The organism is Candidatus Leptovillus gracilis (genome assembly GCA_016716065.1).
In the GTDB taxonomy this organism is placed as follows: domain Bacteria; phylum Chloroflexota; class Anaerolineae; order Promineifilales; family Promineifilaceae; genus Leptovillus; species Leptovillus gracilis.
This window is the reverse complement of sequence record JADJXA010000002.1, coordinates 965978-978514: the sequence shown is the minus strand read 5'-3', so window position 1 is coordinate 978514 and position 12537 is coordinate 965978. Positions and strand designations below refer to the sequence as shown.

At 58.2% G+C, this 12537-nt stretch carries 10 protein-coding genes; 8 read left to right on the top strand and 2 right to left on the bottom strand.

The annotated features are described in order from the left end of the window. The first annotated feature begins 78 nt into the window (after positions 1 to 78). The gene (locus IPM39_08555; protein MBK8986119.1) at positions 79 to 1977 is read left to right on the top strand and encodes an SLC13 family permease; all 1899 of its coding nucleotides are present in this window, start codon (positions 79 to 81) and stop codon (positions 1975 to 1977) included. Between the two features lie 236 nt (positions 1978 to 2213). On the opposite strand, the gene IPM39_08550 is transcribed toward IPM39_08555, so the two are convergent. Then, positions 2214 to 3194 (bottom strand): hypothetical protein, encoded by a 981-nt coding sequence (locus IPM39_08550; protein MBK8986118.1) that lies wholly within the window; start codon positions 3192 to 3194, stop codon positions 2214 to 2216. A gap of 187 nt (positions 3195 to 3381) precedes the next feature. Here IPM39_08550 and IPM39_08545 point away from each other — a divergent pair, with 187 nt between their 5' ends. The 3 genes from IPM39_08545 to IPM39_08535 all read left to right on the top strand — a co-directional run bounded on the left by IPM39_08545 (position 3382) and on the right by IPM39_08535 (position 6977). Further along, on the top strand, positions 3382 to 3861 hold the full coding sequence (locus tag IPM39_08545; GenBank protein MBK8986117.1) for a GNAT family N-acetyltransferase: 480 nt from the start codon (positions 3382 to 3384) through the stop codon (positions 3859 to 3861). Positions 3862 to 4161: 300 nt separating this feature from the next. After that, a complete protein-coding gene (locus IPM39_08540; protein MBK8986116.1) occupies positions 4162 to 5520 on the top strand; it encodes a C39 family peptidase in 1359 nt (452 codons plus the stop codon). Between the two features lie 497 nt (positions 5521 to 6017). After that, positions 6018 to 6977, top strand: a complete 960-nt coding sequence (locus IPM39_08535) for a C39 family peptidase (GenBank protein ID MBK8986115.1) — start codon at positions 6018 to 6020, stop codon at positions 6975 to 6977. A gap of 86 nt (positions 6978 to 7063) precedes the next feature. Here the strand turns inward: IPM39_08535 and IPM39_08530 are convergent, their stop codons facing one another. Next, positions 7064 to 7342 carry an Lrp/AsnC ligand binding domain-containing protein gene (locus tag IPM39_08530; GenBank protein MBK8986114.1) on the bottom strand — a complete coding sequence of 93 codons (279 nt, stop codon included), beginning with the start codon at positions 7340 to 7342 and terminating at the stop codon, positions 7064 to 7066. A 218-nt stretch (positions 7343 to 7560) separates the two neighbouring features. Here IPM39_08530 and acnA point away from each other — a divergent pair, with 218 nt between their 5' ends. The 4 genes from acnA (at position 7561) to IPM39_08510 (ending at position 12517) form a co-directional block, all read left to right on the top strand. Further along, entirely contained in the window at positions 7561 to 10251 is a 2691-nt protein-coding gene (gene acnA / locus IPM39_08525; GenBank protein MBK8986113.1) for an aconitate hydratase AcnA, read from the top strand. A gap of 21 nt (positions 10252 to 10272) precedes the next feature. Next, positions 10273 to 10692, top strand: coding sequence for a hypothetical protein (locus tag IPM39_08520; GenBank protein MBK8986112.1), 420 nt, complete (start codon positions 10273 to 10275; stop codon positions 10690 to 10692). Next, complete coding sequence (locus IPM39_08515; protein ID MBK8986111.1) at positions 10689 to 11147, top strand: DUF86 domain-containing protein; 459 nt, start codon at positions 10689 to 10691, stop codon at positions 11145 to 11147. Before IPM39_08520 ends, IPM39_08515 begins: the two co-directional genes overlap by 4 nt. Positions 11148 to 11371: 224 nt before the next feature. After that, positions 11372 to 12517 carry a PQQ-binding-like beta-propeller repeat protein gene (locus IPM39_08510; GenBank protein MBK8986110.1) on the top strand — a complete coding sequence of 382 codons (1146 nt, stop codon included), beginning with the start codon at positions 11372 to 11374 and terminating at the stop codon, positions 12515 to 12517. Positions 12518 to 12537: the final 20 nt, after the last annotated feature.

The following is a 12537-nucleotide window of genomic DNA, read 5'->3' as shown; positions in this document are numbered from 1 at the left end:
TTTTTCACAATCAAACGCGGTGTTGGCGGAGCCGATTGAGCAGCCAGCTAACTGCAAAATTAACAAGAGGAACCTGATATGACTTTAGAAGCCTGGCTGGTTCTGGGCATTTTAATAACGGCCGTCATCCTGTTTTTGACGGAAAAACTGCGGGTGGACGTGGTCGCCATCGGCGTGGTTGTTAGCTTAATGGTAACCGACGTTCTGACGCCGGCCGAAGCGATTTCTGGCTTTTCCAATACGGCCGTTATCACCATTGTCGCCCTTTTTGTTGTTGGCGGAGCCATACTGCAAACCGGGCTGGCCGGCATGATCGGCCGGCGGGTGTTAGCCGTTGCCGGGACAGACGAGAAAAAGCTGACCATTGTCCTGATTTTGGCGGTAGCGCTGTTGTCTAGCTTCATGAGCGATACCGGCACAGTGGCCGTGTTGTTACCGGCGGTCATCATTCTGGCCCGCTCGGCCCACATCAGCCCATCCAAACTGTTAATACCACTGGCTTACGGCTCGCTGTTAGGCGGGGCGGTCACGCTCATTGGCACACCGCCCAACATTATTGTTAGCGAACTGCTGCAAGAAAACGGTTATCGCCCCTTCACTTTCTTCAGCTACACGCCGGTGGGTGTGGTATTAGTGGCCGTCGGGGCGGTCTACTTGCTGTTTGTGGGGCGTAAACTGCTGCCGGCGCGGTTGAAGCCGACAGCCGAACCAGAGCGAGAATCCACGACAGAGTTGGTGGAACGGTATCGTCTGCCCAACAACATCTTTCGTTTGCGCGTGCGGCTGTGGTCCCGGCTCATCGGCAAATCGTTGGCCGAGGCCCATTTGGGCGACCAATCGCACATCACCGTGCTGGAGGTGCTGCGGCGCGAAGAACCACGCCCGGCCTTACGCATTGTGCGCGGGCGCAACGGCCGTAACAGTCACCATCAGCCCCAAGAAATCCGCCGCCGCGCCCTGGTTCCAGAGGCCGACACGGTGTTGGAAGTGGATGACATTCTGGTGGTTCAGGGGGAAGGACGCCATGTGGGACACGCTGCGGCCGTCTGGAGTCTGGGCGTCCAGGCCATCAACAGCGCCGGCAGCGGCGAACACGAGTCGCACCTGGACGAGGAAGTCGGCGTGGCTGAAGTGCTGCTGCCGCCGCGCTCCAACCTGATTGGTCATACCCTGGTAGACACACGCTTTAGCAAAACATATGGCCTGAAGGTGTTGGGCATCAAATCGGCGACGGGTCAGGATGAGACCGACCTGCGCGAGCACAAAATGGAGTTTGGCGATACGCTGCTGGTACAAGGGCGCTGGCAAGACATCGTTGCCCTGCGCGACCGGCGGCGCGATTTTGTCGTCGTTGGCCAGCCGGAGACCATGCTGGCCCAACCCAAACGGCAAAAAGCGATGATCGCTCTAGGGGTGCTGCTGCTGATGCTGGTCTTTATGATTGGCGAAGTCTTGCCGTTGGTGACGGTAGCCCTGGCCGCCGGTCTGGTGATGATTCTCACCGGCTGCCTGACGATGGATGAGGCGTATCAGGCGATTGATTGGAAAAGTGTGGTGCTGATCGCTGGGATGATTCCGATGAGCGTGGCGCTGCAAAAAGTGGGGTTGATCAGCCTGGCGGCCACTGGGCTGGTAAACGCCTTCGGGCAATTTGGCCCGCTGGCGATTATGGCCGGGCTGTTTCTATTAACTTCGTTGTTTACCCAGTTTATCTCTAATACGGCAACGGCCGTTGTTGTGGCCCCCGTCGCGTTAGCCTCTGCCCAAACATTGGGCGTGGAGCCTTATGGCTTTCTGATGGCTGTGGGCATTGCCGCTTCGATGGCCTTTGCCACGCCGGTCGCCTCGCCGTCCAATACGCTGGTGATGGGCGCGGGTGGGTATCGTTTTTTTGATTATGTAAAAGTGGGTGTGCCGCTCATCTTCCTGACGCTCATCGTTACCCTGCTTATTTTGCCGCGGCTGTACCCATTTTAGCGCCGGCCGCCCTACCTGAGGAGACTTCATTCATAAGGAAGGAAAATCAAACAATAGACGTCCAGATTGGACCAATCTTGAAGATTGGTCCAATCTGGGCCATGTAATTTCTAGTTGATCATAAGTGGGCTGAACCCACCACCAGGAATGAATATCCACAGATTTCACAGGTGGACACAAATTTTTAATCTGTGAAATCGGTGTAATCTGTGGACTATTTTCAGGATAGAAAGCATTTAGCGGCCGACGAGCAGCGCGGCCGCGTTGTGAACCTCTAAACCGGCGCAGCGGCCGTGTCCTGCATACAACTCGCGCTCATGGCCGCCTTCCAGGGCGCAAAGCTGCACGTCTATGGCGGCCGTCAGGGTCTCTTCGACTCGTTTACCCATTTCTACCGTGGTCGGCCCTTTCAGCAGGCCGTACAAACTGGCCGCACCGCGCCGCGCCAGGATAGACAGTTGATGGCGTTTGTCGCGCAAGACCCACTGCACCGTCTCATCCGTCACGGCCAGTTCGGCCACGTGGGCGCCGGTGTAGGTGGCAAAACGATAGAGACGGCCGTCCAGCCACAGCCCCACGATAAAACCGGTAAACGTCGCCCGCTTCCAGGGAATAATGGCAACAGACCCGGTCAGGCAGACGCCTTGCCGCTCGAAATGGTTGCTTTGCAGCCACACCCACGCCTGCGGAAACGACTGCCCCCAATCCTTCTCAATATAGCCGCGACCGCCGTTGAAATCCACCCGTTCGCCATCCACCTCCAGGCCACCATGCAGCCCATGGTCCAGGCTGATGACGCCGTGATAACATTCCATCGTCGGGACCCAGGCATACCAGCCCATAATACCCGGCGCAGTCAGCGCCACCGGCCAGGGGACCAGGTCGCCCAGGCGTACCTCGCCGCGAATGGTCTGCGTGGGCGTGTCAACAGCCAGCGTCAGCCCATCGGCCGCAAATCGGCTGCCGCCAATGTGAATCTCAAAGCGGTTGTCGGACGCCCAAAACATCTCCAGGGGAAAGCGGTGATAATGGGCGGCGCCTGTTTGCCCGTTGAGCACCTGAATGAAGGCGTGGGGGTCCTGGCTCTTAAACACGCCGGGGATGATGGCATAACGCTGCTGCGTGGCCGCGTCTACCAGCTTAAAATACCACCCCTCAAAATAAGGCGCGCGCCGCCGAAAACCTTGATACCAGGCAGGATTTAAAATGGTGTGCATGTGTTTTAACATAGACAACGGCCGTCTCGACTACTGGTTTTTATGGGTCTCTGATGAATTCTGTGGCAGCCACAGGAAAGCTCAGAGAACCATTTTTATCTACAGTATGATACCAAACAAACCCCAATCCGCCCCCTCTCCCCTTCTCCCTGTCCCCTTGTCACCTTGTCTGCTATATTCTCGCCGTATGACAAAACCCACCTACCAGATACGGCCGTTCCACCCTACCGACCAACCAGCCGCCCAACAGCTCATCCTGGATGGTCTGCACGAACATTGGGGCACGCTGGACCCCACGCGCAACCCCGACCTGAACGACATCATGACCAGCTACATCCACGCCGGGCACGCCTTTTTTGTGGCCGAAGAGGCTGGCGTGTTAATTGGGACTGGCGCGCTGTGGCTGGAAGCGCCTGGCGTCGGACGCATCGTCCGCGTTTCCATCCGTCCGACCCACCGGCGGCGCGGGTTGGGCCGGGCCATTTCCGAACACCTCATCGTCGAAGCGCAGCGCCGCGGCTGCCACGAACTGCTCGTCGAAACCACCGATACATGGACGGCAGCCATTCGTCTCTACCAGGGATGCGGCTTTACCCCTTACGCCTGGGTGGATGGGGACGTGCATATGAAACGGCCGTTATATGCGCAAAGGGTAACATCTCCATAATCTGGGGAGCCTCTGAGAGGCTTGTCGTTACCATCACGGTCGTCTCTAGCCCCGTTTACGGGGCGTCGTTTTTTAGCCTGGGGCTTTAGCTCCAGGCGCAGCGAACAACCGGCGACGACCAGCGCTAAAGCGCCGGTCTACAAAACAAAGCCGGGTAAACCCGGCTTTTACCCCATCACCTTGCCAAATGTCACCTTGTCATCTTGTCAGGTATAGTTTAAGGAGTTGGTAAGAGTCTGCCGGCAGCCTTTGGGCGGTTGGTTGACTGCGCTATAATGCCCCAGGTTGGACACAAGGCAAATGAGCAGAAGAATCATCCTCCTACTAATCCTGATGGGAACTGTTTTGCTTGGCATACTGGTTACGCCAACGGTTTTGCGCGCTGTGCCGCCGCGCTATCTGGCCCGGCTGCCCAAACCGATTCAAGACATCGGTGCGCCGCCGCAGAAAGTCGCCATCCTGCCCACCGTCGCCATCACCGCCGACCTCAGTTTGCTGCTGAACCCCATCGCCACACCCGCCCCGCCAGCCACCCTCCTGCCGCCGACCAACACGCCGTTAGCCAACGCCAGCCAACTCTTGGCGACGGCCACGCCACCCGCCAGCCCTACCCTGCCGCCGACTCTGCCGGCCACCTTCACCCCACCACCGCCCACGCCAACGCTTATACCCATTCCCAGAACGGCCCGGCTGGAAGGCATCACCCATCAGTTTCAAGAGTGGAACAACTGTGGACCGGCGACTCTGGCGATGACCTTGAGCTATTTCGGCATCCGCATCAATCAGAACACAACGGCGGCCGTGCTGAAGCCCAATCCTGAAGACCGCAACGTAACGCCGCAGGAGATGGCCGCCTACGTGCAGAACCAGACCGACGTGGAAGCCATCACCCGCGCCAACGGCGACGCCTTCACTGTCCGCCGCCTCATCGCCGCCGGCTTCCCGGTGATCCTGGAAATTGGCATCGAGCCGCCAGGCGAGTTTCGCTGGATGGGTTGGTACGGCCATTACATGCTGGTGGTTGCCTACGACGACGACCGGCAGCAGTTCTGGGTCTACGATTCCTGGCTGGGCACGAGTGATGAACCTTTGCAAAACGCCGATGTAGACGGCCGTGACCTGCCCTACAGCACCGTCGCTGAATTCTGGCCGCACTTCAACCGCAACTACATCGTCCTTTACCCGCCGGAACGCGCCGCCGAAGTCGCCGAAATCATTGGCGAAAACATGGATGACGCCACCATGTGGCAAAACGCCCTGTACGCCATTCGCGCCGAAACGGCCGCCAACCCGGACAATGCCTTCAACTGGTTTAACCTGGGCACAACCTACAACGCTTTGGGCCAATACGCCGAAGCGGCCGCCGCCTTCGATCAGGCGCGGGCCATCGGCCTGCCCTGGCGCATGTTATGGTACCAGTTTGGCCCCTACGAGGCTTATTACCAGACCGGCCGCTACGACGACATCATCTTGCTGGCCGATGTGACGCTGGAAAATCGTCCTTATTTTGAGGAATCTTTTTACTACAAAGGTCTGGCTGAAGAAGCATTGGGCAATGTGCAATCTGCCCGGCAAAACTTGCAGCAAGCGGCCAACTTCAACCCCAACTTCGCTCCGGCCGCCGCCGCCCTGTCTAAAATCGAAAACGGAGGTAGTTGATTTACAATCGTCAATCCTTCGGCAAGCTCAGGACCAATTGTAAATCCTTCACGCTTATGAAAAATCGTACACGAAATCTTATTCTATTGATTGTTGGTATTCAGTTTGTGGTGATTATGGGGTTGTTGGCCCTACCCCGCGTGGTCCAGGCAATTCCTGGCCGTTACCGGGTGGCTTTGCAAGAACGCAGCCCGTTCCTGGGCAGCATCAGCGAAGGGGTGATTAAGCAGGTTGCGCCGGTGGCCGCGGCGCTGCCGGCCCCGGCGGCCGCCGACGCGGCCAGCCAGGTAGACATCAGCGCCCTGGTTGCTGCCAGACCAACGGACGCGCCGGTGGAGGCACCAACGGAAACGGCCGTACCCACCCAACCACCGCAAGCCGACACGGAAACGGCCGTAGCCGCCACCCCCGAACCCACCCAACCACCCACCGCCACCCCAACACCCACCCTCACCCCGACGCCCGAACCACTGCCGGAGCGGGTACTCCTGCCCGACATGGGTGTCATCAAACAAAGCTTTAACAACTGCGGTCCGGCCAACCTGACCCAGGTCCTCAACTGGTATGGCAACCCCGTCACCCAAGATCAGGTTGCCAGCTACCTGAAACCCAATCCCGAAGACCGCAACGTCAGCCCCTGGCAAATCGCCGATTATGTCAATGAGTTTACACCCGGCTTTAACGCCATCGCCCGCTCCGGTGGCTCGCTGGAGATGGTCAAGCGGTTCCTGGCGGCCGGCTACCCGGTAGTCGTCGAAAAGGGGTACGAACTGCCGGAATCTGGCTGGTGGGGTCACTATCTCACCGTCTATGGCTACGATGATGTGCGGCAAGAACTGTACAGCCAGGACAGCTATCTGGGTCCCTGGGATGGCAGCGGCCGCACCGACAGCTACGACGAATTAGTCGGCTATTGGCAGCAGTTTAATTACACTTTCTACGTTGTCTACAAACCAGAGCAAGAAAGTGAAGTAGCCGCTATTCTGGGCGAAGTGATGTTTGACGATCTGAAGATGTGGCAGTACGTCGCTTCCCTGGCCGAATCGGAAACCAAAGCCACCCCCGACGACCCCATGACCTGGTTCAACCTGGGCACAGCCCTGACACGCATCGCCAGCCTGACCGGCGATCAGCAATATTACCAGGGTGGCGCGCAGGCGTATGATCGGGCGCGAGAAATTGGGCTGCCGCCGCGCATTCTGTGGTATGAATTCATGCCCTACCTGGCGTATTGGAAGGCTGGTCGCGGCCAGGACGTATTGGACCTGGTTCAAGCGACATTGGATACGCAGGGGGGCCGCAATGTGGAAGAAACCTACTGGTATCAGGGGCACGTCCTACTGGAGTTAGGCCGCATTTCCGAAGCGCGACAGGCGTATCAATCGGCTCTGGCCGTCAACGAAAACTTCTACCCAGCGCAGATTTCGCTGGACTACATTGATTCCTTAGGCGGATAGTTTCAGTGTTCAGTAATCAGTGTTCAGTAGACTGAACACTGATTACTGATTACTGATTATTGATTACTGAACACCGTCCCCCCGCCCTACTCCAGCCCAATCGAAAACATCGCCGCCAGATCATGTTCGGAAAAGACGCGGAAGGCGATGAGCGTTTCCGAGTTGGTGATGCCGGGCACGCTGTGCATCTTTTCCGTCACCAACTGGGCCATTGTGTCATTGTCTTTGACGCGGATGATGGCTACCAGGTCATAACGCCCACCCACCGAAAACACCTCGCTAATGCCTTTCAACTCCGCCAGACGCGCCCCCACCTCGTTCACCTGTCCTGGTTCTACATTCAACAAAACCACTGCGCTTACCATATTGTGCCCTCTTTTATAGTTAATAGTTATTCGTCGTTTGTCATTCCTCGTTCAATGTTGATTATACCTCTACAAACGGCCGTTTCCCCAATCCCCATTTTGGCTATAATTAGAAAGATACGGGGCAGCCGCCCAAATTGCACACCAGAGGAAAGCGGCCAACACTTTTCAATCCGAAATCCGCAATCCACAATCCAAGATTTCACAAGAGGTAACGCATGACCCAACTATTTGACCCCTTTGGCGCGCGCGCCAAACTCCCTGGAACCGACGTTTATTACTATCAACTCAACAAACTAGGCGACGTCAGCCGCCTGCCCTTTTCCATCAAAGTGCTGCTGGAAGCGCTGCTGCGCACCTGCGACGGCTACCAGGTGATGCCGGCCGACGTGGAAAAGCTGGCAAAATGGCGCGCCGACCAGCCGGCGCAAGACGAAATCCCCTTCAAACCCGGCCGCGTCATTCTGCAAGACTTCACCGGCGTGCCGGCCGTGGTAGACCTGGCGGCGCTGCGGTCGGCCATGGCCCGCCTGGGCGGCGACCCCAAGAAGATCAACCCCACCGTGCCGGTGGACCTGGTTATTGACCATTCTGTGCAGGTGGACCAGTTCGGTTCCGCCGCCGCTCTCTTTTTCAATGTGGAGCGCGAATTTGTGCGCAACCGTGAACGCTATGAATTTCTGAAATGGGGCAAAGAAGCGTTCCAAAACTTCCGCGTTGTGCCCCCGGCCACCGGCATTGTCCACCAGGTAAACCTGGAATACCTGGCCAGCGTTGTCATGACCAAACCAGAGGGCGACGGCATCGTGGCTTTTCCCGACAGCCTGGTGGGTACCGATTCGCACACCACCATGATCAACGGCCTGGGCGTGGTGGCCTGGGGCGTGGGCGGCATCGAAGCCGAAGCGGTGATGCTGGACCAACCCATCTACATGCTCACTCCCGAAGTGGTTGGCGTGAAGCTGACCGGCAGCCTGCCCGAAGGGGCTACGGCCACCGATCTGGTGCTGGTCGTCACCCAACTGCTGCGGCAAAAGGGCGTGGTGGGCAAATTTGTGGAGTTTTACGGTCCCGGCCTCAGCAACATGACCCTGGCCGACCGGGCGACCATCGCCAATATGTGCCCGGAATATGGCGCGACTGTCGGTTTCTTCCCCGTAGACGCGGAAACGCTGAACTACTTGCGCAGCACCGGCCGCTCTGAGGAGCTGGTGCAGCTTGTAGAGACGTACACCAAAGCGCAGGGCCTCTTCCGCACCGACGACATGCCCGACCCGATTTACACCGACACGCTGGAACTGGACCTGGGCACGGTGGAACCAAGCCTGGCCGGCCCCAAACGCCCTCAAGACCGCATCACCCTGGCGGACATGAAGCAGCAGTACCGCGAAACGCTGTTGGCCCCCATGGGGCCGAAGGGGTTGGGCTTGAAGGAGGAAGATTTGGACAGAACGGCCGTAGTCGCCAACAACGGCCGTACCACCACCATCGGGCACGGGGCTGTCGTCATCGCCGCCATCACCTCCTGTACCAACACCTCCAACCCCAGTGTCATGATTGGCGCCGGGCTGCTGGCCAAAAAAGCGGTTGAAAAAGGGTTAACTGTGCCGCCTTACGTCAAAACCAGCCTGGCCCCCGGCTCACGAGTGGTTGAAGACTACCTGAACAAAGCCGGGCTGATGCCCTACCTGGAAGCGCTGGGCTTCCACATCGTCGGCTTCGGCTGCACCACCTGCATCGGCAACTCTGGCCCGCTGCCGGAACCCGTCGCCAACGCCATCAAAGAAGGCGACATCGTGGCCTCGGCCGTCCTCAGCGGCAACCGCAACTTTGAAGGGCGCGTCAGTCCCCTCACCAAAACCAACTACCTGGCCTCGCCGCCGCTGGTAGTGGCCTACGCCCTCGCCGGAGCCACCGACGTAGACCTGATCAACGACCCCATCGGCACAGGCAACGCCGGCGAGCCAGTCTATCTGCGCGACATCTGGCCCAGCAGCGCCGAAATTCAGGCGACAATGGCCGCCTCGCTGACGCCGCAGATGTTCAACGAGCAATACGCCAATGTCTGGGACGGCAGCGAAGAATGGAACGCCATCCCCGTCAGCGGCGGCGAGATTTATGATTGGAACGAGGAATCTACTTACATCCAAGAACCGCCTTTCTTCACTGACCTGACGCCGGAGATCAAACCCATCAGCAATATCGCCGATGCGCGGGTGCTGGTAAAAGTGGGCGATTCGGTAACGACGGACCACATTTCCCCGGCTGGCAACATCGCCCAGAGCAGCCCGGCCGGCCAATTCTTGCTAGAGCGCGACGTGGCGCCGCAGTATTTCAACTCCTACGGCTCGCGGCGCGGCAACGACCGGGTGATGACGCGCGGCACGTTCGCCAACGTGCGGCTGCGCAACCAGATGGCCGCCGGCACGGAAGGCGGCTGGACCACCTATCTGCCCAGCAGCGAGGTGATGACCATTTTCGACGCTTCCTTGCGCTACAAAGATGACGGCACGCCGCTGGTGGTGCTGGCCGGCAAAGATTACGGCATGGGCAGCTCGCGCGACTGGGCCGCCAAAGGGGTCTATCTGCTGGGCGCGCGCCTGGTCATCGCCGAAAGCTACGAGCGCATCCACCGCAGCAATCTGGTGGGCATGGGGGTGCTGCCGCTGCAATACAAAGCGGGCGAAAACGCGGCCACGTTGGGGCTGGACGGCACAGAAGCATTCTCCACCCTCAACCTGACCGATGAATTGAAACCGGGGCAGGAGATTACGGTGCAGGCGGTGAAGGAGGACGGCACGGCCGTTACCTTCCAAACTGTCTGCCGTGTAGACACGCCGGTAGAAGTAGATTATTATCGCAACGGTGGGATTCTGCACACCGTGCTGCGGAATTTTTTGAAGAAATAGCGGGTTCAATCGTTAATCGCCATGACTGAACAAGAAACGGCCGTTACCCAACTGTGTCACCAATACCAGGTGCAAATCCTTTACGTCTTTGGCAGCCGCGCCAAAGATGTGCGCGCCTGGGTGAAGGGGGAAACGGCCGTTCTTTCCCCCGACGATTCAGACGTAGACATCGGTGTGAAAACGGCCGTGTCTCTTACAGTCAGGCAAAAGGTCTTGCTCACCCAGGCGCTCGAATCGTTGTTTGGCGTGCCGCGGGTGGACCTGGTCATCCTGAACGATGCCGACCCGTTCCTGGCCGCCAACGTGATCCGCGGCGAACAGATCTTTGCCGACGATGAGTACCTGGCTGCCGAATATGATTTGTACGTGCTGCGCCGCGCCGGCGACCTGATACCATTAGAGCGTGAACGTCAGCAGCTTATCTTACAGGCCAAACGATGACGCCAAATTTCATTCTTAAGCGCTTGGTAATTGACCGACTCGATTGGGTTCAGAAAATGGTGGTCGAGATTCAAGCATTACCCTTGCACGATCCACAGCAGTTCTTTGCCGACAACCGCAACATCTGGACGGCCGAATCCTGTCTGCGCCGTGCGCTGGAAGCGCTGCTAGACGTTGGCCGTCACATTCTGGCCAAAGGATTTGCCAAAGGGGTCAGCGAATACAAAGAGATTGCCGATGAGCTGCAGCACGCTGGCGTATTGACTGATCACCAGGCAGGTTTACTACGCATGATGGCCGGGTATCGCAACCGAATGGCCCATTATTACCACGAAATCACGTCCGATGAAATTTACGAGATAGTCGCCAACCACCTTGAAGACCTGACCATCGTTCAACAAGCTTATTTGGCCTGGCTTGAGGCTAATCCTGACAAATTGGATGATCGGCTGTAACGGCCGTGTAAGCGTTCAGTCTCTTTTGGAATAGTACACAGATGAACACAGATTTCGGCTGACTTGAATCTGTGTTCATCTGTGAAAATCTGTGTCCCATTTATTTTGAAGTGAACGGTTACATGTCCGTTTGCTCAACCTATCTAACCTGACCACAGACGGATAAGCGCACGGTTTATCGCTTATCCGTCTTGTTGTGAAAACCGAAATAACGAGGGAGTTCTATGCGTAAATGGAGTTTACTGCTTCTGCTGGGCCTGGTGGTACTCACCGCCTGCGGCCGCAACCGGGATGGCGACCCGCAGGCCGCAGGGCCAGAAGCCTTTTTTAGCGCCAATTTGCGGCGAGACGGGGTGGCCGAGACAACGGCCGTAACCAACCCCGCCCCACCCAAATGGCAGTTCACCACCAACGATTGGGTCTTCACCGCCCCAGCCGTCGTCGAAAACACCGTCTACTTTGGCAGCTACGATGGCATCTTTTATGCCGCCGACGCCAGCACCGGCGCAGAAATCTGGCAGGCTGCCATCGGCGCAGCCGGCGACCCGATTATCTCCTCCCCGGCCGTATCCGGCGATGTTGTCTACGTGGGCGGCATGGATGGCGCGCTGTACGCTCTCAACCGCGCCGACGGCCAGGAAGTGTGGCGTTTTGCCACCCAGGGCAGCATCACCGCCTCCCCGGCCGTCGCCAATGGCCTGGTTTACGTCGGCAGCGAAGATGGCAACTTGTATGCCATCAACGTTCACAACGGGCAAGAAGCGTGGCACGTCGAAACCGGCAGCCCCATTTCCTTTGAAGCGGCCGTGGCCGACAACCTGGTCTATTTTGGCAATGGCGCTGGCGTCCTGACAGTCGTCAAGGGGATTACCGGCGAAAAAGTCTGGGAGTTCGTCGCCGACCAGGCCAGCTTCACCGCCGGCCCGGTGTTGGGCAGCGACGCCGTCTACTTCCCCATCTCCAACGACATGTTGATTGGCGAATTGCTCGCGGTTGATGTGGCTTCGGGCGAATTACGCTGGCGCATCCAGATGGGCGCCGAATCTTACGCCTCGCCGGCCGTGTGGAATGGCCTGGTATATGTGACCAGCCTGGATGGCAAGCTGTACGCCTTTGAGGAAAAAAGCGGCGTGGAACGCTGGCAGTTTCCCACCTCCGGCGTGGTCTTTTCGTCACCGATTATTGCCGAGGGTATTGTCTACTTTGGCAGTTGGGACCAAAATTTGTACGCGGTAGACGGCCGTAACGGGCAGCAGCGTTGGCTCTTCACCGCCAGCGGCGGCGTCTCCTCCCCCACCATCGCCGATGGTGTGGTCTATGTGGGCAGCGATGGCGGCGTGTTGTATGCCATACCGCAAGCAGAGCAGTAACCCATTTTGTGAATGCAAAG

What these genes read in the sequence shown, in the direction of transcription:
- IPM39_08555 (MBK8986119.1), top strand. Translation starts at nt 79, where the DNA reads ATGACTTTAGAAGCCTGGCTGGTTCTGGGCATTTTAATAACGGCCGTC.
- IPM39_08550 (MBK8986118.1), bottom strand. Translation starts at nt 3,194, where the DNA reads ATGCACACCATTTTAAATCCTGCCTGGTATCAAGGTTTTCGGCGGCGC.
- IPM39_08545 (MBK8986117.1), top strand. Translation starts at nt 3,382, where the DNA reads ATGACAAAACCCACCTACCAGATACGGCCGTTCCACCCTACCGACCAA.
- IPM39_08540 (MBK8986116.1), top strand. Translation starts at nt 4,162, where the DNA reads ATGAGCAGAAGAATCATCCTCCTACTAATCCTGATGGGAACTGTTTTG.
- IPM39_08535 (MBK8986115.1), top strand. Translation starts at nt 6,018, where the DNA reads ATGGGTGTCATCAAACAAAGCTTTAACAACTGCGGTCCGGCCAACCTG.
- IPM39_08530 (MBK8986114.1), bottom strand. Translation starts at nt 7,342, where the DNA reads ATGGTAAGCGCAGTGGTTTTGTTGAATGTAGAACCAGGACAGGTGAAC.
- acnA (MBK8986113.1), top strand. Translation starts at nt 7,561, where the DNA reads ATGACCCAACTATTTGACCCCTTTGGCGCGCGCGCCAAACTCCCTGGA.
- IPM39_08520 (MBK8986112.1), top strand. Translation starts at nt 10,273, where the DNA reads ATGACTGAACAAGAAACGGCCGTTACCCAACTGTGTCACCAATACCAG.
- IPM39_08515 (MBK8986111.1), top strand. Translation starts at nt 10,689, where the DNA reads ATGACGCCAAATTTCATTCTTAAGCGCTTGGTAATTGACCGACTCGAT.
- IPM39_08510 (MBK8986110.1), top strand. Translation starts at nt 11,372, where the DNA reads ATGCGTAAATGGAGTTTACTGCTTCTGCTGGGCCTGGTGGTACTCACC.